This window comes from Bifidobacterium sp. ESL0825, from assembly GCF_052606465.1.
Window position 1 is genome coordinate 1,837,823 of sequence record NZ_CP199589.1, and the last position, 22,623, is coordinate 1,860,445.

15 protein-coding genes and 1 tRNA gene are annotated in these 22,623 nt (G+C 56.6%); 9 read left to right on the forward strand and 7 right to left on the reverse strand.

The window, feature by feature from the left end; genetic code table 11:
• Positions 1-412: 412 nt before the first annotated feature.
• Together ACUIAG_RS07765 and ACUIAG_RS07770 are read right to left on the reverse strand one after the other, a co-directional pair.
• A tRNA-Ala gene (locus ACUIAG_RS07765) sits at positions 413-485 on the reverse strand.
• An 83-nt stretch (positions 486-568) separates the two neighbouring features.
• Positions 569-1,252: a DedA family protein gene (locus ACUIAG_RS07770; RefSeq protein WP_445339564.1), complete on the reverse strand. Its 684-nt coding sequence runs from the start codon at positions 1,250-1,252 to the stop codon at positions 569-571.
• 212 nt (positions 1,253-1,464) lie between these two features.
• On the opposite strand from ACUIAG_RS07770, the gene ACUIAG_RS07775 reads away from it, so the two are divergent.
• Positions 1,465-2,859, forward strand: coding sequence for a GH1 family beta-glucosidase (locus tag ACUIAG_RS07775; RefSeq protein WP_445339565.1), 1,395 nt, complete (start codon positions 1,465-1,467; stop codon positions 2,857-2,859).
• Between the two features lie 65 nt (positions 2,860-2,924).
• On the opposite strand, the gene ACUIAG_RS07780 is transcribed toward ACUIAG_RS07775, so the two are convergent.
• Positions 2,925-4,481 (reverse strand): dolichyl-phosphate-mannose--protein mannosyltransferase, encoded by a 1,557-nt coding sequence (locus ACUIAG_RS07780; protein ID WP_445340394.1) that lies wholly within the window; start codon positions 4,479-4,481, stop codon positions 2,925-2,927.
• A 223-nt stretch (positions 4,482-4,704) separates the two neighbouring features.
• Between ACUIAG_RS07780 and rsmI the strand changes: the two genes are divergently transcribed.
• Complete coding sequence (rsmI, locus tag ACUIAG_RS07785; protein ID WP_445340395.1) at positions 4,705-5,658, forward strand: 16S rRNA (cytidine(1402)-2'-O)-methyltransferase; 954 nt, start codon at positions 4,705-4,707, stop codon at positions 5,656-5,658.
• Here rsmI and ACUIAG_RS07790 read toward each other — a convergent pair.
• Positions 5,637-6,083, reverse strand: a complete 447-nt coding sequence (locus tag ACUIAG_RS07790; RefSeq protein WP_445339566.1) for a variant leucine-rich repeat-containing protein — start codon at positions 6,081-6,083, stop codon at positions 5,637-5,639. The two genes, rsmI and ACUIAG_RS07790, sit on opposite strands and share 22 nt — an antisense overlap.
• On the reverse strand, positions 6,080-6,721 hold the full coding sequence (locus tag ACUIAG_RS07795) for a hypothetical protein (protein WP_445339567.1): 642 nt from the start codon (positions 6,719-6,721) through the stop codon (positions 6,080-6,082). The genes ACUIAG_RS07790 and ACUIAG_RS07795 overlap by 4 nt, the downstream gene beginning before the upstream one ends.
• A gap of 264 nt (positions 6,722-6,985) precedes the next feature.
• On the opposite strand from ACUIAG_RS07795, the gene metG reads away from it, so the two are divergent.
• Positions 6,986-8,860, forward strand: coding sequence for a methionine--tRNA ligase (gene metG, locus ACUIAG_RS07800; protein WP_445339568.1), 1,875 nt, complete (start codon positions 6,986-6,988; stop codon positions 8,858-8,860).
• A gap of 360 nt (positions 8,861-9,220) precedes the next feature.
• On the opposite strand, the gene ACUIAG_RS07805 is transcribed toward metG, so the two are convergent.
• A complete protein-coding gene (locus ACUIAG_RS07805; protein WP_445339569.1) occupies positions 9,221-10,561 on the reverse strand; it encodes an ABC transporter substrate-binding protein in 1,341 nt (446 codons plus the stop codon).
• 212 nt (positions 10,562-10,773) lie between these two features.
• Here ACUIAG_RS07805 and ACUIAG_RS07810 point away from each other — a divergent pair, with 212 nt between their 5' ends.
• The 5 genes from ACUIAG_RS07810 (at position 10,774) to ACUIAG_RS07830 (ending at position 19,183) form a co-directional block, all read left to right on the forward strand.
• Positions 10,774-11,787, forward strand: a complete 1,014-nt coding sequence (locus ACUIAG_RS07810) for a LacI family DNA-binding transcriptional regulator (RefSeq protein ID WP_445339570.1) — start codon at positions 10,774-10,776, stop codon at positions 11,785-11,787.
• A 147-nt stretch (positions 11,788-11,934) separates the two neighbouring features.
• Positions 11,935-14,079: a beta-galactosidase gene (locus ACUIAG_RS07815; RefSeq protein WP_445339571.1), complete on the forward strand. Its 2,145-nt coding sequence runs from the start codon at positions 11,935-11,937 to the stop codon at positions 14,077-14,079.
• Between the two features lie 35 nt (positions 14,080-14,114).
• On the forward strand, positions 14,115-15,011 hold the full coding sequence (locus ACUIAG_RS07820; protein ID WP_445339572.1) for a carbohydrate ABC transporter permease: 897 nt from the start codon (positions 14,115-14,117) through the stop codon (positions 15,009-15,011).
• Positions 15,008-15,976, forward strand: a complete 969-nt coding sequence (locus tag ACUIAG_RS07825) for a carbohydrate ABC transporter permease (RefSeq protein WP_198200905.1) — start codon at positions 15,008-15,010, stop codon at positions 15,974-15,976. Before ACUIAG_RS07820 ends, ACUIAG_RS07825 begins: the two co-directional genes overlap by 4 nt.
• A gap of 186 nt (positions 15,977-16,162) precedes the next feature.
• On the forward strand, positions 16,163-19,183 hold the full coding sequence (locus tag ACUIAG_RS07830; protein WP_445339573.1) for an HAD-IA family hydrolase: 3,021 nt from the start codon (positions 16,163-16,165) through the stop codon (positions 19,181-19,183).
• A gap of 1,119 nt (positions 19,184-20,302) precedes the next feature.
• Here ACUIAG_RS07830 and ACUIAG_RS07835 read toward each other — a convergent pair.
• The gene (locus tag ACUIAG_RS07835) at positions 20,303-21,367 is read right to left on the reverse strand and encodes a glycoside hydrolase family 43 protein (RefSeq protein ID WP_445339574.1); all 1,065 of its coding nucleotides are present in this window, start codon (positions 21,365-21,367) and stop codon (positions 20,303-20,305) included.
• Positions 21,368-21,565: 198 nt separating this feature from the next.
• On the opposite strand from ACUIAG_RS07835, the gene ACUIAG_RS07840 reads away from it, so the two are divergent.
• Positions 21,566-22,522, forward strand: coding sequence for a TatD family hydrolase (locus ACUIAG_RS07840; RefSeq protein ID WP_445339575.1), 957 nt, complete (start codon positions 21,566-21,568; stop codon positions 22,520-22,522).
• The last annotated feature ends 101 nt before the right edge of the window (positions 22,523-22,623 follow it).

Below are 22,623 nucleotides of genomic sequence, written 5' to 3' on the forward strand. Positions count from 1 at the left end.
TGAGGCGACGACTGCATGGGATTTGGCATCCTTAATCTCGGCCGGAGTAATTTCTTGTTGAATTGATAGCTTGGTGTTGATCGAAGTCGCTATCCAGTCATATATAAAGCCCGCTATGGCCGGAGCCGAGACTTTCTAAGAGTATCGTGTAGTCGTTGTGCACGTGTGCAATTTATGAGGTATAAGAATGGTTGTCAATTGAGATACACCTACTTCAGACCGCTGCCTTGTTGAAACGGCATTTTCTTCAGATTGCAAAATTGGCATCAGCTTGTACAGAGCTTTAAACGGAGAAAGCAAGATGGAATTCTTGAGATATATAGGCTTAGAATCTATTATCATTTTATTGATAGCAACATGTAAATATATTGAAAAGAAAGATAATTCGATGAGAAGACCCCCACCGACACTGTGGAGCTGAGGGTAGTCGAAACCCCGACCTCTTCGATGCGAACGAAGCGCTCTACCAACTGAGCTACAGCCCCATTCGTTGCCCGACCGTAGCCGAACAACAGAAGCTTACTTTAGCGCGTGCCCTGGCCAAACGCAAAATATCCCAGATCAGGCATCAGTCCGCCTTGGCGCTGGTTTTTTCGGCGGAAGCCTTCTTGCGGCCGAACTTTGCCTTGAGCAGGCCGATGACCGTGGGCAGGACCGAGATGACCAGGATCAGGATGATGACCAGCTCGAAATGCTGTTGGACTGCGGGGATGCCCCCGAAGAAGTAGCCCAGGAGGGTGAAGAGGGTGGACCATATCAGACCGCCCAGAATGCTGAAGGGGGTGAAACGCCGCCAGCGCATTCCGGAGATGCCCGATATGAACGGCATGAATGTCCTGATGAAGGGAAGGAAGCGTCCCAGGACTACGGCTAGTGGGCCCCACTTGTCAATCAGGCCTTCGGTCTTGGCTATTCGTTCGGGGGTCAGTGACTTCACGCGCCCCGAACGGACGATGGCCCGGCCGAAGAAGTGTCCGATGAAGTAGTTGCTCTGGTCGCCCAGGATTGGGGCCAACCAGACGACGGGCAGGAGCACGTCCAAGGCCATGCCGCTGGATGGGTCATGGGCGAAGACGCCGGCGGCGAAGAGCAGGGAGTCGCCCGGCAGGAAGGGCATGAAGACCACGCCTGTCTCGATGAAGATGATCAGGAAGATGAACCCGTAGGTCGGCATCAGCCCCATGGCGATCCAGCTCGCGATGGCGCTGCGCGGATCCTTGAGCAGGTGTATCAGCCAGTTGACGAACCCCATGAATCGCGTTCCATTCCGTCGATGTGTGCTTTTCCAGAACCGAGACACACTTTAACAAGCTGGCCTTGGCACCCGGTACTCCCCGGTCTGATTCCTTGCGAGGACAACACAACCCATCGTTGCGGGACTTATCGGCTGTCGGCCACGGTCCTGTCGTCGGTCCTCCTGTGCGAAGATAGGCAGGAAGGGTCACACAATCGAGGAGTGGACATATGGTCAATGACGAGCGACTCGCTTTCCCTGAGGACTTCACCTGGGGCACGGCAACGGCATCTTTCCAGGTAGAGGGTGCGGCGCATGAGGACGGCAGGGGAGACTCCATCTGGGACGTCTACTGCAGGCAGCCAGGAATGATAGCGGATGGATCCAATGGCGATGTCGCCTGTGATCAGTACCACCGCTACCCAGAGGACATTGCTCTGATGAAGCAGATGGGGGTGGGGGCCTACCGGCTGTCTGTAGCCTGGCCTCGCATTGTGCCCCAGGCAGGCGGTGCCATCAACCAGGCTGGCTTGGACCACTACCGGCGGGTGCTGGACATGCTGCTGGAAAACGGCATCAAGCCTGTCGTCACCCTCTACCACTGGGATCTGCCCCAGTACCTGCAGGAGGCTGGAGGCTGGGCCAACCGCGACACCGCCCAACGGTATGCCGACTATGCAGCCGTCCTGGCCAAGGCTCTGGGCGATCGGGTGCAGACTTGGACCACCCTGAACGAACCCTGGTGCTCGGCCTATCTGGGTTACGGCAATGGCGGCCATGCTCCAGGCATCTGCGACTACGGGCAGGCTCTGGCAGCAGTCCATCATCTGAACCTTGCTCATGGGCTGGGAGCCCAGGCCATTCGTGCCGAACTGGGTGACAGGGCACGCATATCGGTGACCCTGAACCTGCAGGTCAACCGGGCCGATAGCGACGATCCGGCGGATCTGGCGGCCAAGACCCGGGCTGACCTGTTCGCCAACGAGGTCTGGCTGGGCCCCATGTTGGCCGGCACCTATGACCAACGCATCCATGATGCCGCCGAGGGCCTCACTGACTGGAGCTTTGTTCGTGACGGTGATCTGGAACAGATCCATCAGCCCTTGGACGTGCTGGGCATCAACTACTATTCAACCAACCACGTGCGGGGTCGAAGCGGCGCTGGTTCCGAGCGCAACCCCATGCCCGCCCAGGAGATGGTCGAGACTCTGCCTCCTCAGGGGCCGTTGACCGCCATGGGCTGGAACCAGGAGCCTCAGGGGCTGACCGATCTGCTCATGGAGGTCTCCGGCCGTTTCCCCAAGCTGGATCTTATGATCACCGAGAACGGATCTGCCTGGGAGGACCAGGTCAGCATGGATCCATCCTTCCCTGGCGGCAAAGGGGTGCACGATCCCCAGCGGGTGGCCTATCTGGAGGAGCACCTGCGTGCCGTGGCCCGGGCCATCCATGAAGGAGCCCGGGTGACCGGTTACTTCGCTTGGTCCCTGCTGGATAACTTTGAGTGGGCCTTGGGCTACACCAAGCGCTTTGGGCTGATCAGGGTCGACTATGACACCCAGGAGAGGATCTGGAAGGATTCCGGTCTGCGGTACGCGCAGATCATCCATGCTCGTGCAGTCTGAGCACGACGGCACACAAACGTTGCTGCAAGGCGGTCGGGCATCCCTGTCCGGCCGCCTCCTTTGTCCTAGATCCAGCTGGACAGCCACATGTGCATGCGCCAGAAGTCATAGGGGATGGGCATGGCGGTCCACAGCGGATAGAAGAAGACCGAGGTCAGGCCTAGCAGGGTCAGGCCCATGATCATGGTCTGCCGGTAGAGGATGCTGTCCGAATTCTGCCGTAGCCAGTTGACCACATAACAGATTGCCAGGATCATCCAGGGCAGGATGACGATGGAATAGAAGGTGAAGGTGGTCCGGTTCATGTATTGGATCCAGGGCAGCCAGCCGGCCAGCATGCCTGCCAGGACCCCCCAGATCCGCCAATCTCCGTGCTTGACCACGACGGCGATGACGATGGCCAGAACCATGCAGATGCTGCCCAACCACCAGGTCAGGGGATTGCCCAAGGATGTGACGGCGGCCACGCAGGGAGAGTCCTTGGCCAGTCCGCACAAGCCGGGGAAGCCTGTGATCTTCTGCCAGTAGAAGCTGGTGGGTCTGATCTGCAAGGGCCAGGTCAGGGGGTTGGCCATGTATGGGTGTCGTGTATGCAGGGTGGTGTGGAAGTGCCACATCTGCCGGTGGTATTCAGCCAGGGACCGCAACCCCTCCGGCAGCCAGGTCAGACCCTGGCCAGGGTGCTGGGCCGCCCAGCTGTGCATGAAGGAATCCCCGTGCAGGAACCATCCCGTCCAGGAGGCCAGATAGGTGCCCGCCCAGACGGGGATCATAAGCAGGGCCGCCGGCAGCCCGTCCCTGAACACGGTGCTCTGCAGCCAGGATCCGTATCCTGCCTGATGGCGTTCCCAGCCATCCCAGAGCACTGAGATCAGGGCGAAGACGGCGAAGAAGTAGGCGCCTGACCACTTGGTGCCGGTGGCCAGGCCCAGGAGCAGGGCGGCTCCTGTCCGCCACCAGGACCAGGCGATGAAGGGGCCGGTAGTGGCCACGGGCAGTTCGACACGGCTTTGCCGTCCTTGCTGTCCCTGTGACTGGATGACCTTCACCCGGTAGTGCAGGCGGAAATCAGCCTGATCCTTGGCCCAGGATTGTCGCAGCCTGGTCCGAGCCCAGTCCCGGTGGCCCATCAGGCACAGCCAGGCTCCCAGGACGAAGATCATGACGAAGTTGTCCAGCAGGCCGGTTCGGCTCATAACGATGCCCAGACCATCGATAGCCATGAGGAAGCCGGCTGTCAGGGCGATGGGCAGGTTATGGAAGAGGCGCAGGGCTACTCGGCAGAGCAGCAGGATGGCGATGGTGCCTGCCAGGGCAGTGGCCGCTCGCCAGGCGAAGGGATTCCCGGCTCCGCCGAACAGTTTGAGACCCAAGGCGATGCACCACTTGCCCACCGGCGGGTGAACCACGTATTCGGCCTGGGGCAGCCAGTCGCTGGTATGCCCCTGGGCAAAGATCTGGTCGATGGGAAGGTCAAGGGGGCCGGCTTTTTTGGGCCAGTTGCGCGGCTCGCCGGTCATCAGCATGGTCCAGGCGTCTTTGACGTAATAGGTCTCGTCGAAGACGATGGCCCGAGGGCTGCCCAGCCGCACAAACCGCAGAAGCCCGCCCAGAAGCGCCATGAGTATGCAGGCCAGCCAGCTGCTCTGCCGCCGGGAGAACCGGGGTATCGAGATCCCTCGTTTGGTGTGGTGACCCTTGGGAGTGCTGAAGATGGACAGCATGGCAGGGCGACCGGACCGGCGGGCGGCGTGCCTGCCGTGTCTGGAGGAGCGATGCTGCGAAGAAAGCCCTGCCAAAGATGTCATCACCCCTAGATTAGGCCATACTGAAGGCATGAGCAGCATGAATGGCCGGAGCGATGGACATATACAGGGTGGAGAAAGCCATGCAGGGTCGATTTCGCCCAGTGTTTCACGTGGAACAGTGGTGCTGGCGGCCACGCCTATAGGCAATGTCGCCGATGCCTCGACACGCTTGGTGGAGCTCCTGCAGTCAGCGGACCTGGTGGCAGCAGAGGACACGCGGCGGCTCTATGATCTGGCCAATCGTTTGGGGGTGCGCGTAGGCGGCAAGGTTATGGCTTATCACGATCATAACGAGCGGCGGATGGCCGATCCCATCCTGGATCAGGTGCGTGACGGAGCTTGCGCGCTGGTGGTCTCAGATGCGGGCATGCCCACCATCAACGATCCGGGCATGGCCATCGTCAGGCGGGCCATTGAGCGAGGCATACCGGTCACCTGTGCCCCTGGCCCCAGCGCCGTGCTGGATGCCCTGGCCCTCTCTGGTCTGCCGACCGACCGCTTCTGCTATGAGGGGTTTCTTCCCCGTCGGCACCAGGAGCGGTTGCGGCATCTGCGCACCCTGCGCAGCGAGGAGCGGACCATGGTCTTCTACGAGACGCCCCACCGCATTGATCAGGCTATGCAGGACCTTCAGGAGGTCTTCGGCCCCGACCGGCTCATGGCCCTCTGCCGGGAGCTGACCAAGGAACATGAACAGATCCGGCGGGGCACAGTCGGTGAAATTGTGCGTTCCCTCCAGGAGGATCCTCCCCGTGGAGAGATGGTCCTGGTCGTGGCTGGCGCATCCGCCTTGGAGGCCAGGCGCAACGATCCTGAGGCCATGGATGATCAGCGGCTGGCGGTTCTGGCACGTGATTTGGCTCGAACCGAGGGACTGCGTCTCAAGGAGGCCATCGCACGGGTAGCTGCCGAGCACCCCTTGGCTGATGGCAGCCTGCCTAATCGCAAGCGGATCTATGCCTTGGCCGTTCAAGAGGATGAAGAGGACTGATTTCCGCTCCCCTCATTAAGTAACACCTCCAGTGCTCTGCGCACACCGGGCCCGCCCAGCTGGGAGATGGTCTCCAGCAGGGCTGGCGAAGCAGCGGGATTGGCCACCAGCCACCGGCGCAGCTGAGGCTCTTCTCGGGCGATGGCCCAGAGGATGCTCGGGTCGGTCGCGGGGTCTGTGGCCATCAGCGCTGTGGGCACCAGTGGAGGCTCCGGTGGCGGGGCACGCATCTCGGCCATCGGGTGGATGCCATCAGGTTCGTCTTGGCTCAAATCGTCATCTGCTGAGGAGCGCGACCGGCTGCTGATGGCAGTCATGAGCCGGGCCATGCGTTCAGTGGCGGACAACCCACGATGGCTCCGGGCCCTGCCTCGGTGCCGATGATGGCCGTGCGTACCTCGGGCATACCTCACTGTCAGACTCATAGGATCGCCTTGAGTCTTCTTATGGTCTCCAGCCCTTGAGCGTGGCCAGGCCAGCGGGGGTTGGAGGACAGAAGCGCCTCACAGGATCCGCAGCTGACCTGATATCGCTCCATGAGCTCATGCAAGACCGCTATGGTCTCTTCTCCGTTGCACTGGCCCGAGGGATCGCAGGCCAGATCGCAGGCCGTCCAGAGCGGCGAAGTCACCCAAAGTTTCCCAAGCTTCATCAGATAGCGGGCATCCAGCTGTCGCTGGTGGGGGTGCAGGGGCCTGCCGTGAACCGGCGTGCGGAAGTGGGAGTTGGAGATAATGTCCAGCGTGTCGGGGAAACGGCCGTTGATCCATATCCAGAGCGCCAGTCCGCCGCATGCTGCTGCGCCGTAAGGGACCATGGGCATGACGATGGAGGCGCGACCGTAGAGTCCCTCAGCCTGTTCGTTCAGGTAGCAGCAGGATCGGTCCAGACAGGTTACGATCCCCTCATTCACCAACAGGCTGAGACTGAGCGGGCCGGGCAGATCTCCGGTTTGGATCAGACTGGGCAGCGGCTTGGGATCGGGGGTCAGGGCCCCAAATTCGGTCGTAGGAGGACGGCCGCGGGTGCGCATCGGCGCTGCCCCGGCTGGTGGTCCGGGCAACTGTTGAGCGGTGTCGGCGTGCGGTGCTCGGCCTGGCGGCTTTGTTGTAGCTCTGAGGGTGTGGCTGGCGCCATAGGCAGTGGTAGGCGTCCACGTCACTCCCCCGAGGACGTGTTCTCGATTCATGGTTCGACTGTAAACGGCTGGTCCCGAATTTGCCTGAGGGAGGGCCAAATTTGTGCACTTGTGGATAATCTGCTTGTTCGACGGCAGTCCTGTGGACGAGCAGGGGGATTGTAGGCCTGAGCCGATAATCTTGCTGGTATGAGTCATATCCTTGTTTCCGTCGCCTGGCCCTACGCGAATGGGCCCCGTCACATCGGCCACGTCGCTGGGTTCGGCGTCCCCTCGGACGTCTATGCACGCTACGAACGCATGAAGGGCAATGATGTCCTTATGGTTTCGGGGACTGACGAGCACGGCACCCCCATCCTGGTGGAGGCTGACGCCGAGGGTGTGGGTCCCCAAGAGATCGCCGACCGCTACAACCGGGTCATCGTCAAGGATTTGTGCGATCTGGGGCTCAGCTATGACCTCTTCACCAGGACCACGACCGGCAATCACGAGAAGGTGGTGCAGGAGCTCTTCCGCCAGTGCAGGGCCAATGGCTACATCTATGAAGGCCAGCAGAAGGTGGCCATCTCGCCTTCCACTGGCCGGACCCTGCCGGACCGCTATATCGAGGGGACCTGCCCCATCTGCGGTGCTGACGGCGCTCGCGGCGACCAATGCGACAACTGCGGCAACGAGCTGGATCCGGACGAGCTGATCAATCCCGTATCCAAGATCAACGGGGAGACCCCCCGGTTCGAGGAGTCCAAGCACTTCTTCTTGGATCTGCCCGCCCTGGCCGAGGCCAACCTGGCCTGGTTGAAGACCCGCAAGGGCTGGCGCAGCAACGTGCTCAACTTCTCCCTGGGGCTGTTCAAGGAGGTCAAGCCGCGAGCCATCACCCGCGACATCGACTGGGGCATTCCCGTGCCTGTGGACGGCTGGGTCGACGACCCCAACAAGAAGCTCTATGTCTGGTTCGACGCCGTCATCGGATATCTGTCGGCGTCCATCGAGTGGGCCCGCCGTCAGGGCGACCCCGAGGCCTGGCGCAAGTGGTGGAATGACCCCAAGGCCCTGGGCTACTACTTCATGGGCAAGGACAACATCACCTTCCACTCGCAGATCTGGCCCTCGGAGATTCTGGCCTACAACGGCCAGGGGTCCAAGGGCGGACAGCCGGGATCCTACGGCGAGCTCAACCTGCCCGAGCAGGTGGTGGCCAGCGAGTTCATGACCATGGAGGGCAAGAAGTTCAGTTCCTCGCGGGGCATCGTCATCTACGTCAAGGACATCCTGGCGCGCTACCCGGTCGATGCAGTCCGCTACTACATTTCCATCGCTGGTCCGGAGACCTCGGACTCGGACTTCACCTGGGCGGAGTTCGTCCGGCACAACAACGAGGAGCTGGCCGCCTCCTGGGGCAACCTGGTCAACCGCGTGGCCAACCTGCTCAACAAAGACTTCGGCAGCATCCCCCGCATCGAGGAGGACTGGCTGACCGAGGAGGATACTGCCCTGCTGGCCCGCAGCCTGCAGGCCTTCGATACCGTGGGCTCCCTGATCGAGCACCATCGCCAGAAGGCCGCCCTGGTCGAGGCCATGGCTCTGGTGGGCGATATCAACAAGTACATCTCCGCCCAGGAGCCCTGGAAGATCAAGGATGACCAGAACCGACTGGCTGCCGTCCTGCACACCGCAGCGCAGGCCGTGCTGGACGCCAACACCATGCTGGCCCCCTTCCTGCCGCATGCTTCTCAGCGGGTCTGGGAGACCATGGGCGGCAAGGGCACCTTCTCGCCCCTGCCTCGTGTCGAGGAGGTTGACGACCTGGATCGGTCCGACTTCCACTATCCCATCATCACCGGCGACTACCGGTTGGGGGAGACGGTCCATCCTTGGGCGCGCGAGCCCCTCATGGACGGCACGCCGATCGATCGGCCCACACCTATCTTTCCGCGCATTCCCAAGGAAGCCGTGCAGGAGGAGCTGGACCGCTTCCAGGAGGAGCTGGACCGCCGCAAGGCCAAAGAGCGCGCCCGATTCGAGGCGGAGCAGGCCAAGCTGGCGGGCGACCAGGGCAAGTGACGGTCGACGCGCCCGGGACGGCATTCCTGATTCACAGAGAACTTTGAGGTTTTCGGGCACTTCCTCCAAGGTAGCGCTGGTTATATTTGTTCTGTCGGTTGAAGTACTGGCCGATGGGGGTCGTGCGGCCCCGATAACTGAACCCCTTCTTCTCTCTCTTCTCGCCCGGCGGCTCTTCGAACCGCCGGGTTCTTTTTATGTTTTGACTTTTTTGTATCAACTTATAGCTTTTTGTCGTACTGTTGCTAGTTTTTCGCGCGAACAGAAAATAATTGGTTATAGTTAGCGCACGGCTTTCAGACAGGATAGAGGTAAGTCTATCTTGCCTGAAAGCCGTGCGCTAACTGAAGTGGAGACTAGTTATTTGACGGTAAAGCCTTGATCTTTTGCGTACTTGATGAGTACTTTCTGCCATGAATTAAGCCCTTGCTCGAGTGTGCCATGCTTACGGTACGCATCGCCCATGGAATCTCCGAAGACTTTGCGTGCGTAGATTTCGAAAGGAAGGAAGGACCATTTGGTTTTCACGTCAGCGGCAGCGGAGGCAAAAATCTTGTTGAATTCCTGTCCTCCGTAATATTCTACGTCCTTGTTATGCGCATCCTTAACTGTAGTAGTTGAAAGGAACTTGTCGCTTTTCAGAGTGGCCTTTGTTGCTGGGAAGGCACCTCTATCTACGCGAACTTTTATGCCTTCGTCATTTGTAGTCACATACTTGATGAAGTCCCATGCTGCATCCTGCTTTTCTTTAGGGCATGCTTTGAGAATGGCCAAGGAGGAACCACCCCATTCAGCGTTAGCTGTTTCGCCTGCTTCCCACTGCGGCATCTTGGCGACTCTGAATTTGCCGCTCGCCTGCGGTGCGCTTTGCGATAGTTTCATTGCCATCCACGCCGCGCTGGGCAGTGACGCTATGGATCCATCGCCTAGCGCCTTGTTCCATTCGTCTGTCCACATTGTGAAGGATGTGTCAATCAGTCCCTCGTCCAGCATTTTTTGCCAGAACTTTGTAAACTTCTGCACACCGCCATCTTCGACGAGGTTGATTGTTACGTCATTTTCCTTGGTCTTGTATGGATGGCCGCCGGCCTGCCAGACCATTGCGTTGTAGAAGCTTCCATCTCCTGAATCTGATGTGATAAATGAGCCTACGGAACGAATCTTTTTTGCATCCTGATAAAACTCATCCCAGGTCTTAGGCGGTTCGGCAATACCCGCCTTATTGAATACCTCTTGATTGTAGAAGAAAGCCATGGGTCCTGAATCGACAGGCATCCCGTAGATTTTGGAGTTGAAGTTGACCGAGCTCCAAGTGCCTGGTGTGAACTTACCCTGTTCTTTATCAGCTCCTTTCTCAGTGAGATCAAGGAATGCATCCATATGGGAATATTGGGGAAGGACCATATATTCCACTAGCGTCATATCGGGAATGCCTTTTCCGGCTTGTAAAGCGTTGTTCAAGGCAACATACTGTTCGGATGTCAAGCCAGAGCCAGGATTAGTGACCTTGACATGAATTTTGTTCTGTGAAGAGTTATAAGCTTTCACAGCGGCTTCAATTGTGGGGTCCCACGACCAAAGACTGAGCTCTGTTTGTTCTTTGCCACTGGTTGATGACCCGGCATTGCCACAGGCGGCAAGCGAAAGAGCGCATGCTACTGAGCTAGCTAAAGCGATAAGCTTTATTGCTGTTTTTTTCATCGATTTCCTTCCTTCCGAAAGCAGCGACATCAATATAGAACTTATTTGAGTGAACGTTCACTCAAATAAGAAAAACAAACTCCTTTGTTGTTAAATAACTGTTTTCGTTGCTTGTATCAATTATTGTGCACGTTCATCTTTTAAGTGTCAAATCTGCTCGGCAAGATACCATTGATAACATAGAGTTTTCTAGGATGAAAGGGGCTTGAATAGTGGTTGCTAGAAAGCGTCGCTCCGTATCCATTGTCGACGTTGCGCGTGTTGCCGGTGTTTCGCATCAGACGGTGTCACGTGTGTTGAACAATCCGAAGCGAGTGCGAGCAAAAACGCTGTCTGCTGTTCAGGAAGCCATTCGCATTACAGGTTATCGACGAAATGAGAATGCCAGGATGTTGCGGAGCTTGTCGCCTGAGACAATCGGCATTCTTGTCCCTCCGACCAATGAGACTGGCCCTGTTAATGTTATGTGGGCCGTTGAGCAGGCAGCTGCCGAAGGTCGATATATGTTGCGGACAGCCATCCTAAATGATCGCACTGAGGAGTCCTGCCTAAAGGCTTTGAATCAATTACTAAGTTTTGGCGTAGCTGCAGTGATTATCGTAGCTGAGCAGACATGGCAGGAGCCTTTAGCTCGCATGACTTCAGATCTTCCTCTTGTCAGTGTCGGTGCCTCTATGCCTGGAACCCAAGATGTCTCATACATAGACATGGATCAGCAGTTAGGTGTGCGTATGATTATGCAGCATATGGCTGAGCAAGGATGCCGAAGGATCGACTTCCTCAATGGGCCTGATGGATGGTACTCATCTCGAGACAGATTGAGCGGCTGGGCTGGTTTTAGTTATCAGGGCGCTTTTCTCAATGGGCGTTTATATAAGGGGGATTGGAGCGCTGAATCAGGTTATAGAGCAGGAATCCAAATGGCGCAGGATGTTCCCGATGCTTTGATTGCTGCCAATGATGAAATGGCGATTGGAGCAATGCGAGCCTTGATGGAACAAGGCCTCAGAGTGCCCCAGGATGTGAAAATATCCGGTTACGATGACTTACACATAGATTCCTATCTGACTCCTTCTTTGACATCCATTCACCAGGACTTTGACCTATTGGCTCATCAAGCCCTACAGGTGACGGCTGAGTTAATAGACAATCCGGATATGAAAGCAACATGTTCCTTGATAAAGCCGAAGTTGATAGTGAGAGAATCCAGCACTCAGATTCGCTGAAAGTTTGGTGTTTAGTCTATTTTATTCATAAAGTGAACGTGCCAATATAAGTAGAATAATACTAAATGGCGAATTTGCGTTCCTTTAAAAAGCATGTTTTACTGTATGTAGTTATATAAATGAACGTTCACATTCAAAGGAGATGTGATGCAGGCATCAAATGATTTGTTGTTTGGCACTGCGTATTATCCGGAGTACCAGAGTACATCGCACCTCGAAGAGGATATGCGTCTGATGCGTCAGGCTCATATGAACGTGATTCGAGTAGGTGAGGGCAGCTGGTCGCACTGGGAGCCGGAGGACGGCGTCTTTAATTTGGATTGGTTAGAGCCAACTTTGAATGCTGCCCTATCGAGTGGTATTCATGCCATTATCGGCGTTCCTACTTTTGCCATTCCTCAGTGGTTGGTAAGGAAGTATCCTGAGGTGGCGCTTCATGATGATCATGGCAAACCCATGCCTTTCGGCTGGCGGGAAGAGCATGACTACAGTCACGCAGCTTACCGGTTTTATGCCGAACGCATTATTCGCAAAATCGTAGGGCGTTATGCGTCCCACCCTGCCGTCATAGGCTGGCAACTTCATAATGAGCCGGGTTACCGAATTGATACATCGCCTTCCATTTTCGAAGGCTTTAAAGATTATCTGCGCCAGCGATATGGAAGCATCAAGGCTCTGAACGAGGCTTGGGGGCTAGTCTTTTGGTCTCATGAGCTCAGCACATGGGATGATTTATGGCGGCCTGAAGGAAATTGCCAACCTCAGTACGACATTGAGTGGAGACGGTATCAATATCAGCTGACTAACCAGATGTTGCATTGGCAACGTGAATGCATAGAAGAACTGTGTCGGCATGATCAGTTTATAACCGTTAACATGGCTTTAGGCAGAACGGCCTTTGACGAAAGTTTGTCATCCGACGAACTGGATGTGGCCAGCAGTGATATTTACTACCAAGCCCAGGATGGCCTCAATTTCAGCAATCAGGCTGACAACCATTTGCCATGGCTTCCTACTGGAAGCTGGCAAATCTCTTTACTCTCCGATAGGACTTTTGCTGTAAAACAGCGGTCGTTTTTGGTAGCTGAAACTAATGGAGGACCGATTGGTGGGTCTGCCGATATGTATCCGCCTTATCCCGGTCAGTTGCGGATGGCTGCCTGGCAAATGATAGCTCGTGGTGCCCGGATGATCGAATACTGGCAATGGCGACAACTTCCATTTGGGGCTGAAATGTACTGGGGCAGCGTACTGCCCCATGATGGCAAACCTGGTAGGTCCTATCAAGAAATAGCGGCACTCGGGCAAGAAATACATGCGCAGGAAGATGTTCTTCAAGGATTGATGCCCGACTATGACATCGCGATGTTATATTCAGTTGATTCTAGGGCAGGGCTGTCTTACGAACCTCCAATTGCTCAGGACAAAAGTCAAGCGCCGCATAGAACTAGAAATGAAAATGCTTACGATCAGATTTTCGAGTCTTTTTATCGTGGTGTTTTCTTCTCTGGGCATCAGGCTCGAATATTTTTTGATTCGCAGTTGGTTGATGTTAATGGGCTCAAGTTAAGACCAGAAAAATTCTGCGTCAGGTACCCAGTCATGATTGTTGCAGGGCTCTATCTTTGCAGCGATGAAATGCGGGACTGGCTGATCGAATATGTGCATTCAGGCGGTCATTTGATTCTTGGTCCACGCAGCCTCTATGCGGACTCGATGGCAGTTGCTCGCGCGGATGTGCAACCAGCGGGATTGAGCACTTTAGCTCGGGCAGATTATCAAGAGTCATCAAAACTTGATCGTGATTTACCTGTTGTAGCAACTGGTCTGATGACACTCAGAAAAGGTTCCTGTGCCACCGAATGGATCGACTGTCTTCGTGGTCGAGGGGCAGACTCATTGGTCGGTGTTGATCACCCGTTCTTTTCGGGCTTTTCTGCAGTGACTTCGGCTGCGGCCGGCACCGGAAGGGTAACTCTGGTTGGCACTGTGCCAAATATTCAATTGGCAGCTTCCATTTTGGACTGGGCTCTGCCTTCAGACGAATGGGCCAATAAGGACAAGGAAATGGAGGGGCATGTAACGCACGCCTCTGCTCACAATGCCGACAATCAGAGAATCCACTGGTACTTCAATTGGGACTGGCGTCCTTCCACGGTCTCAGTTCCTGGTCCCTACTTGTTATCCTCATGCGAGGAAAAAAGCCCGACGGAGAAGCCGATCGAACTAGGTTCATGGGACGTAAAGATGGTCATCGAAGCTGGAATTAACTCATCGGAGTCGGTTGAATAACCTCGCTTGCCTGGAGTTTAGAAAGGAGAAGTTCCATGAGCGTCTTAAAGAAACCCAGAAACGCAGATCGTTCTCGTTGGCGTGGTTGGTTGTTTATGGGGCCGTTTGCGGTGGTGTTTGTGGTGGTGTTTGTGGTGCCGGTGTTGTATGCGGTGTGGATTTCCTTGTTTCAGCATCGGATGGTCGGGGGGACGGTGTTTGTGGGGTTGGCGAATTATCGTCGTCTGCTGGCTGACGGGCAGTTCTGGTCGTCGGTGCGCCGGGTGGTGGTGTTCACGGTGGTGCAGGTGCCTATCATGCTGTGCTTGTCGGCGTTGATGGCGTTGGCGTTGGATTCGCTGCGTCTGCATGGGATGCGGTTCTTCCGTATTTCGACGTTTCTGCCGTATGCGGTGCCGGCGGTGGTGTCGGCCCTGGTGTGGGGGTTCATGTACGGGGCGAAGTACGGGCTGGTGGGCTCGTTGAACGCGTGGCTGGGCACGCATGTGGATGTGCTGCAGCCGTCGGTGCTTTTGGCGTCGATCGGGAACATCGTGACGTGGGAGTTCACGGGGTATAACATGCTGATCTTCTATTCGTCGCTGTCGACGGTGCCGCGCTCCTTGTATGAGGCGGCGGCGATCGACGGGGCGAGCGAGTGGCAGGTGGTGCGCCGGGTGAAGCTGCCGGAGCTGCGGGGCTCGCTGGCGATCACGGTGATTTTCAGCATCATCGGCTCCTTCCAGCTGTTCAACGAGCCGAGCGTGATGCAGAACATGGTGCCGGGCAATGCGATCACGACGTATTACACGCCGAACATGTATGCGTATAATCTGAGTTTTTCGGGCAATCAGTCCAATTATGCGGCTGCGCTGGCTATTGTGATGGCGGCGTTGACGATGCTGGTGGCGTATGCGGTGCAGCTGCGGAGCATGAGGGAGCAGATGCGATGAGCGTGCTGGATGCTGAGGGCCGCCGGGTGCGGGCGGCGGAGCGTGCGCGGGCCAGGCGGGTGGCGGCGGACGAGCGGGCTGAGCGGCGTCGTGCGGCGTCGAGCGGGTTCTCGAACCCGTCGAATCCGCGCCGGTCGGTGTGGCTGACGCTGGCGTGCGGCGTGTTCGCCCTGTACTGCCTGTTCCCGTTCGCCTACCTGCTGGTGAACGCGACGAAGACGCAGGCGGATTTCACGAGCACGTTTGGCCTGGGGCCGGGCCGTTCGTTCGCCTTGTGGGACAACATCCGGGAGGTGTTCTCCTACCAGGACGGGATCTTCGCCCGCTGGCTGGCGAACACGCTCATGTACGTGGTGGTGGGCGCGGGCGGCGCCACGCTGCTGGCGGTGATGGGCGGGTACGCGCTGGCCAAGTTCCGGTTCCCGGGCCGCAAGGCGGTGTTCGCGGTGGTGCTGGGCGCGATCAGCGTGCCGGGCATCGCCCTGGCGGTCCCGCAGTTCCTGCTGTTCGCGAAGCTGGGGCTGACCAACACGCCCTGGGCCATGATCATCCCCAGCCTGATCAGCCCCTTCGGCCTGTACCTGATGTGGATCTTCTCGGACCAGGCCGTGCCCGGGGAGCTGCTGGAGGCGGCGCGCGTGGACGGCGCCTCGGAGTGGCGCACCTTCCGCACGATCAGCCTGCCCCTGCTGGCGCCGGGGATCGTGACCTGCGCCCTGTTCACGATCGTGGCGACCTGGAACAACTACTTCCTGCCCCTGATCATGCTCAAGGACGCGGACTGGTACCCGCTGACCATCGGATTGAACCAGTGGAAGGACCAGGCCAGCACCGCGGGCGGGCAGGCCATCCAGAACCTGGTCATCACCGGCAGCCTGGTCACCATCATCCCCCTGGTCATCGCCTTCCTCCTCCTGCAGAAATACTGGCAATCCGGCCTCGCCGCAGGAGCCGTCAAAGAATAAGAAAAGAAATCACGAGGATCACACGCAGAGTTTGGCACGATATTCACTAACTCGAACCCATAAGACATTCGTGCTTTGGTGTCTTGGTAAGATTCGAGTGTGTGAACTGTCCACCTTGTGTAAAACTGTTCCAGAGCTGCTTTTGATGGGCGTTTTCGTCATAAAGGGGCAATAGGATTGAATCTTATGAAAATCACCCGATTCGCCTGTGCCCTTTTCGACTTGGATGGGGTGCTAGTGCCCACTACCAAGTTGCATAAAGCAGCCTGGAAGCAGCTCTTTGACGAGGTTTTGCCCCAAGGATCTGATCCATATACCGAGCAGGATTATTACACTTTTGTAGATGGTAAGCCACGCTATGACGGTGTTTACGCATTCCTGGAAAGTCGCGGTATACATCTGGACTGGGGCAATCCGGATGATGGACCTGAGACTGACACAATTTGTGGGTACGGAAATCGAAAGAACGCTAATTTTGAGCGCATGCTAAGTAAACAAGGCATCAAGCCTTATCCGGATACTATAGATGTTTTGCGTCATCTCAGTGCTAGTGGGAAAAAACTTGCCGTAGTGTCCAGTTCGAAGAATGCGGCTGCCGTTTTACAAGCTGCCGGTATAGCTGGGTTCTTCGATACAGTAGTGGACGGAAATACCAAGAGTGAATTAGGGCTTGCAGGTAAGCCTGCCCCAGATACCTATGCGTATGCAGCTAAGCAGCTGGGGCTTCGTAATCAGGATGCCTTAGTCGTAGAGGATGCTTTGTCGGGCGTAGCCGCAGGCCATGCTGGTCGGTTCGGATTGGTTATTGGCGTGGATCGTGGAGCAGGTCGAAAGGAACTGCTGGAAGCGGGTGCGGACCATGTTGTGGATAACCTCATTGAATTGATTGAAGACGATTGCGGAGAACGCAGACTTCAACGGGATCCCAACTTGGACTCGGATCGATATCCAATAGATGAGTGGAGCTTCACTGAAATAGGAAGCCCCGATGAAGTAAGCGCAACGAATTTCTCGGTGACCAACGGCAATATCGGCGTCCGAGGACAGGGTGATGGTACACGCTCCTTGGGTAGTGGCACCTTTTTGAGCGGGTTTCACGACACTTTTGATATTACCCACCCTGAGGGCGGCTATGGATATGCAAAGGTAGGACAGATCATTCAAGGTGTGCCAGATGCATCTGATTTTGTCTTCAAAGTCGAGGGGCTGCCGCTAAGTCATCCCAAGACGATGCAGCAGAAGTTGGATTTTCGATCAGGCATTTCTACCACTGTTTGTGATTATCAGCTTGACGATGGAGCTAGATTAAGAGTCAGTTTGGAGAGGATGGTCTGTCTGTTCAATAAGGATTTGACCGTTTTTGTAGTCCAAATGGAATCTCCTGATCGAGACATAACTGTAGTCGTGGATGGAGCGATTAACGTTGATATGTCTCAACATTCTGCGGTCAAGGATCCTCGTAAGTCGCAGACTGTCGACGGGTGCGGTATTCACGAAGTACTTGCTAACGAAGCATATCCGGAAGTTGGAGGGAACTACCACGTATATCGCTGCAACAATTCTCGCCTGAGTGTGGCATTAGGTGTGAAGCAGTATAAAAACGGTCGACCAGTTGAGGGACAGTCCTGGCGGTTTGAGATTAAGCGTGGTGACTCGGCTCGGCTGGTTCGTTATGCCGCCTACCGAAGTCATCCGATTTTGCCCGAAGGTACTACAGGGAATGGTCTGGTAGTGCAAACTAAAGGGGAAGGCACCCGTCATCTGGTGGAGGAGTGCCGAGATGTCTTGGAGAAAGCTGGCCTTCAAGACGTTCAGGGAATCAAAGATCTCCAGCGCAAATGGCTGGAAAGATTCTGGAAGCAAGAAGATATTAAAGTTGCGGCCAAGGATGATGGTCGCACCCAGCAGTTGATCCACTGGGAGCTTTTCCAACTGGCTCAGTCGACGGCGCAGATTGTCAACGGTGTTGGAGCTAAAGGGCTCAGTGGATCTGGATATAGCGGTCACTACTTTTGGGATACGGAGATTTACATTCTTCCCTTCCTGATCTATTCTGATCCGCAACGTGCACGCGCTTTATTGCATTTCCGTTATTTGATGCTACCGGCTGCTCGACGAAGGGCAGCGGCCTTGAATTTGAGCGGAGCTCTTTTCCCATGGCGTACCGTGAATGGTGAGGAAGCCTCGGCCTATTTCCCGACAGGGACAGCCCAGTACCATATCGACGCGGACATTGCCTATGCCGTTGCCCAATATATTCAGGTTAGTAATGATAAGGACTTTCTGGCAGCCGAGGGGATTGATATCCTGGTCGAAACTGCCCGTCTTTGGATGAGCTTGGGAAGATATAAAGATGATGGCCGTTTTCATATTCATTGCGTAACTGGTCCGGATGAATACACTGTCTTGGTGGATGACAACCTCTATACGAATGAGATGGCGAGCTTTAATCTGTTGGCCGCCTATAAAGGCTACGAGTTTCTACGCCGGAATCGCGTAGATCTGATCGGACAGATTCGTGCACGGCTCCACTTCGATGACGAGGAGGCTCAGGCATGGCAACGGGCTGCCGAGTCTATGTTTGTTCCCTATGACAACAACGAAGGAGTTCATGCACAGGATGCCCAGTTCATGGAACGCCCGCGGTGGCACTTCGATCGGTTCACAGCTCGGCCTCTTTTGCTCTATTATCATCCTTTGGTGATTTACCGCCACAAGGTCCTTAAGCAGACTGACGTAGTTATGGCCCTCTATTTGCTCAGTTCGTGGTTTACGCCTGAACAGAAGCTTGCTGATTTCGACTACTATGATCCACTTACCACAGGGGACTCGACCCTATCTGCTGCTTCCCAGTGTATTGTTGCGGCTGAGGTTGGTAGGGGTGATTTAGCTATGAAGTACTTCCGGCAGTCTCTATTTACTGATATTTCCAACCTGCACGCTAATACAGATGACGGGATTCACCTTGCCGCCTGTGGAGGTGTCTGGTCCAGTCTGATCTGTGGCTTCGGCGGCTTGCGGGACACTGGTGGTACAGGGCTGAGCATCGACCCGCGTCTGCCTGAGGAGTGGGATCGTCTCTCCTATCAGCTTGTTGTTGGTAGCACTCGGTTTAGAGTGACAGTTACTCACGATGATGTTGACATCCAACGGATTGCCGGTCCAGAGATCACGGTTAAAGTCCAAGGACATCCATGTAGAGTGTGATGTTGTTGTCCCCTACTAATGAGGCAGGTGATAGGTGACTGTTAGCTTATGTGTTTCTTTGACATTAGACGGGGCTATACATGTGATGTCTCCTCGGGTTGTCTATACCTACGTGAAGTCTCTGTAGCTGGTCTTGGCGAACGTTCTCTGGTCATGAAATGATTCAGGCTGAGAGAAACTGGTCGCGAGGGTTAAGCAGATGTTCATAACGGCGTGAAATTTATTGTGCGCCGTTTTAGACAATATCCTTTGAGAGCTGGATTGGCATCGTGCCGAGCAAAGATAAGTCTAAAATCTGGGGTTATATCTGGCTAGAGCTCCAATAGGATTGGCTACGTTTGGCTGATTTAGGATGGGTCTGCGTGGCCTTGAAGAGGCAACTTATCACACATAAGCCACAGTGGTGAGTGACATATCCGGATGCCTGTCATCAGTTAGGTGCTCTCGTGACGGTCGTGCCAACGAGAAGAAATCAGATCGGAGAAGTTCAAAAGGGAACGTGAGGATGCTGTGGTATATGTCGATTCTACGAGAAGCTTGTATAGCATCAATCTTCGGTGGATTCCCTCTACTGCAGACCGGACGCAGGCAGAATCGCTCCTATCCTCTTGCTATTTGTGGGGAACAAAATCCTAGCAATGCTAATCCCATTTTGGCAGGCATGATCATGAATCAAGTTATCGTCTATGGGCTTTCTACCGTTGAGAATGCAGACCAGATCGTGGAGTGCCGCATATATCGGGAGCTCTTGACCAAGAGTGGCGCTTACTGTCGTCTGCACGAGTCTTGGTACACCATAATCCGTACGGCTAAGGGTAATTTGGATTTGGATTACAGGGCTCCCCTAGGGAGAAACAGATTGGGTGACTACCAGGCTAATTGGGGACGGCTGGAACGGGGGATAACGAACTCAGGTGAGTCTATAGTCCCGAAAATAAATTTTCAAAAAGGTTGTGGTTATAGATATCTGGATCCTATTCACTTATGGCTCCGTGCTAAGTTATTGCTGGTCTTGTCCCCTATGGAGGAGCAAGAGAGAGAACCTTGGAGCAATAACACACGATTATGGGATTTTATTCGTGTCAGGCTTCGTCATGGTTGCCTGCATGCTGCCGTCGCTCAGCGGGTCAGGGTCCGTTTCAGAACTCGATACTCGCTCTCGGTGATGGGCATGATGGAGCCGTGGCGCTTGGTCAGCCGGCCGAAGTTCATGTCGCTGACCAAGGCCCAGTCCTGCCGCTCTCTGGAAGACAGATCGGCGGAGCGGAAGGGCAGATAGCCCCGGCCTTCCGCGAACTGGTCGCAGATCAAGCCGAAAGGCATGGTTCTGCCGTCGGGTCCTGCGGCGTCGGCATCGTTGTAGAGGAAGAGCTCGGGGCCCTCCAGATACCGCGAGGAGTAGCGCCCCTGGCCGAAGATGTCGGTCAGGTTGGACAGGTATGACCAGGCCTGGTCGTCGTCGGTACGCACCAGCTCATGGGTGGCCGCATAGGGGTTGCGGGTGCGTTCCAGGGTGATCTGATCATCCTTGGAGGCCCGGTACCACCAGCCGTCGGGCGCCTTGAGCATGGTCGTGTCGATGATGCCGTTGCTGCGGTCGATCCACTTGACCGGGCGGGAGAAGGAAACCAGATCAGTGCTGGTGGCGTAGTACATGTTGATGCCGTCACCCAGCTCGTTGGCCAGGTCGGCTGCGGTCGGATCCTCGGCGCTGTCGGCGGCAGCCGTGGCCCAGAAGACTATCCACTGCCCCCTGTCGGCATCCCAGCAGGCCTCCGGTGCCCAGGCCATGCCCGCTTTGGGTATGGCCGAGGCCACGTCCACCAGGCGGGGTCTGCCCCAGTGGGCCAGGTCCGGCGAATCCCAGATGACCAGGCCGGTGGATCCATCCACCGTGGACCGGCCCTCCTGCCAGCCGCCCCTGTGGTAGACGGACAGGTCGGTGGCGATGATGTGGAAGAGGCCGTCAGGGCCTCGAACAATATAGGGGTCGCGTACGCCGCCCTCGCCCTCGCTCCAGGTCAGAACAGGGTCTCCCTGGGCGCGCAGGTCATGCCAGTGCAGGCCGTCCCGGCTGAGGGCGAAGTAGAGCTGCTCATCCGTCTCAGCCTGTTCATGGCCGGTGAAGTGGACGAAGAGGTAGGCGCTGGTCGCCTCGAACGAGGGCTGCCAATCCATAGACATAATCCACCTTTTCTGCCTTCGGCAACGGTACCGCGGCGGCGGGGGACTGGCAGACGGACGACGGCTGCTTCTTCGTTCTTCCTATCCGGCTGGTCCTGGGCCGTCAGAGGTGATTCTAGCTGCAGTCCTCCCTTTTGGCGGAGTCGGCCACCTGGGCGGGTCGAAGATTGGGCCGCACAAGACCTTAGACTGTGGACCATGAGCAAGCATCATCGCAACCGCAGCTGGGCTCCCGATCCCGAGCCGCTGCCCGAAGGCATCGGAGTCATCGACGATCACACCCACATGGCCTCCGTGGTCCCATTCGCCCAGGAGATGGACCGGCAGGCCAGGGAGCGCGGGCAGGATCCGGTCCCCGTCCGCACAGTCGACCAGCAGCTGGAAAGGGCCCGTGCTGTGGGGGTGGTCGGGGCCATCGACGTGGGTTGCGAGCTGCCCAACCTGCAGACGGCTGTGGATCTGGCCCTGGCCCATCCCGGGGTGGTTCACGCGGCCCTGGCCATCCATCCCAATGAGGCCGTCCTGCACGGCCATCGAGGGGTGCCGGGACCGGATGGACTGCCGCTGCAATATCAGCCCTGGCATGAGGTTTCTTTCGAGCAGGCGCTTGAGGAGGTCGCCCGCCTGGCTCGGGCATATCCCGACCAGGTGGTGGCCATCGGAGAGACGGGCATGGACCTCTTCCGAACCGGCCAGGGGGCCGAAGAGATCCAGCGGCAGGCCTTCCGCGACCACATCGCCCTGGCCAAGGAGCTGGGCCTGCCCATGCAGATCCACGACCGCGACGCCCATCGGCAGGTTATTGAGACCCTGCTGGAGGACGGCGCTCCCGAACGCACGATCTTCCACTCCTATTCGGGGGATGGGCAGATGGCCCAGGTGGCCGCCGAGCACGGCTGGTATCTGAGTTTTTCTGGGACGGTCTCCTACAAGGGCAACGAGGGAATCCGCCAGGCCCTGTCCGTGGTCGGCATGGACCACATCATGGTGGAGACCGATGCGCCCTACCTGAGTCCCATGCCCTACCGGGGACGCACCAACTCCCCCTACATGATTCCCTACACCCTGCGCGCTATGGCTGATGCCCTGGATCGCCCCCTGGCCCAAGTGGCCGAAGCGACAGCAGCCACCACGCGCCGGGTTTATGGCCTGTGAAGGATGTTCGACGCATAGTGCCAGGGCGGGATTAAGCTAATGGTGTGTCGCGGTCTGAATCACCTCTGCCAAGTGTGGGGGGAGAGTGCTACGGTTGTCGT

Coding starts and splice junctions, on each gene's coding strand:
- ACUIAG_RS07770 (WP_445339564.1), bottom strand. CDS start 1,252: ATGGGGTTCGTCAACTGGCTGATACACCTGCTCAAGGATCCGCGCAGC.
- ACUIAG_RS07775 (WP_445339565.1), top strand. CDS start 1,465: ATGGTCAATGACGAGCGACTCGCTTTCCCTGAGGACTTCACCTGGGGC.
- ACUIAG_RS07780 (WP_445340394.1), bottom strand. CDS start 4,481: ATGGCGCTTCTGGGCGGGCTTCTGCGGTTTGTGCGGCTGGGCAGCCCT.
- rsmI (WP_445340395.1), top strand. CDS start 4,705: ATGAATGGCCGGAGCGATGGACATATACAGGGTGGAGAAAGCCATGCA.
- ACUIAG_RS07790 (WP_445339566.1), bottom strand. CDS start 6,083: ATGAGTCTGACAGTGAGGTATGCCCGAGGTACGCACGGCCATCATCGG.
- metG (WP_445339568.1), top strand. CDS start 6,986: ATGAGTCATATCCTTGTTTCCGTCGCCTGGCCCTACGCGAATGGGCCC.
- ACUIAG_RS07805 (WP_445339569.1), bottom strand. CDS start 10,561: ATGAAAAAAACAGCAATAAAGCTTATCGCTTTAGCTAGCTCAGTAGCA.
- ACUIAG_RS07815 (WP_445339571.1), top strand. CDS start 11,935: ATGCAGGCATCAAATGATTTGTTGTTTGGCACTGCGTATTATCCGGAG.
- ACUIAG_RS07820 (WP_445339572.1), top strand. CDS start 14,115: ATGAGCGTCTTAAAGAAACCCAGAAACGCAGATCGTTCTCGTTGGCGT.
- ACUIAG_RS07825 (WP_198200905.1), top strand. CDS start 15,008: ATGAGCGTGCTGGATGCTGAGGGCCGCCGGGTGCGGGCGGCGGAGCGT.
- ACUIAG_RS07830 (WP_445339573.1), top strand. CDS start 16,163: ATGAAAATCACCCGATTCGCCTGTGCCCTTTTCGACTTGGATGGGGTG.
- ACUIAG_RS07835 (WP_445339574.1), bottom strand. CDS start 21,367: ATGTCTATGGATTGGCAGCCCTCGTTCGAGGCGACCAGCGCCTACCTC.
- ACUIAG_RS07840 (WP_445339575.1), top strand. CDS start 21,566: ATGAGCAAGCATCATCGCAACCGCAGCTGGGCTCCCGATCCCGAGCCG.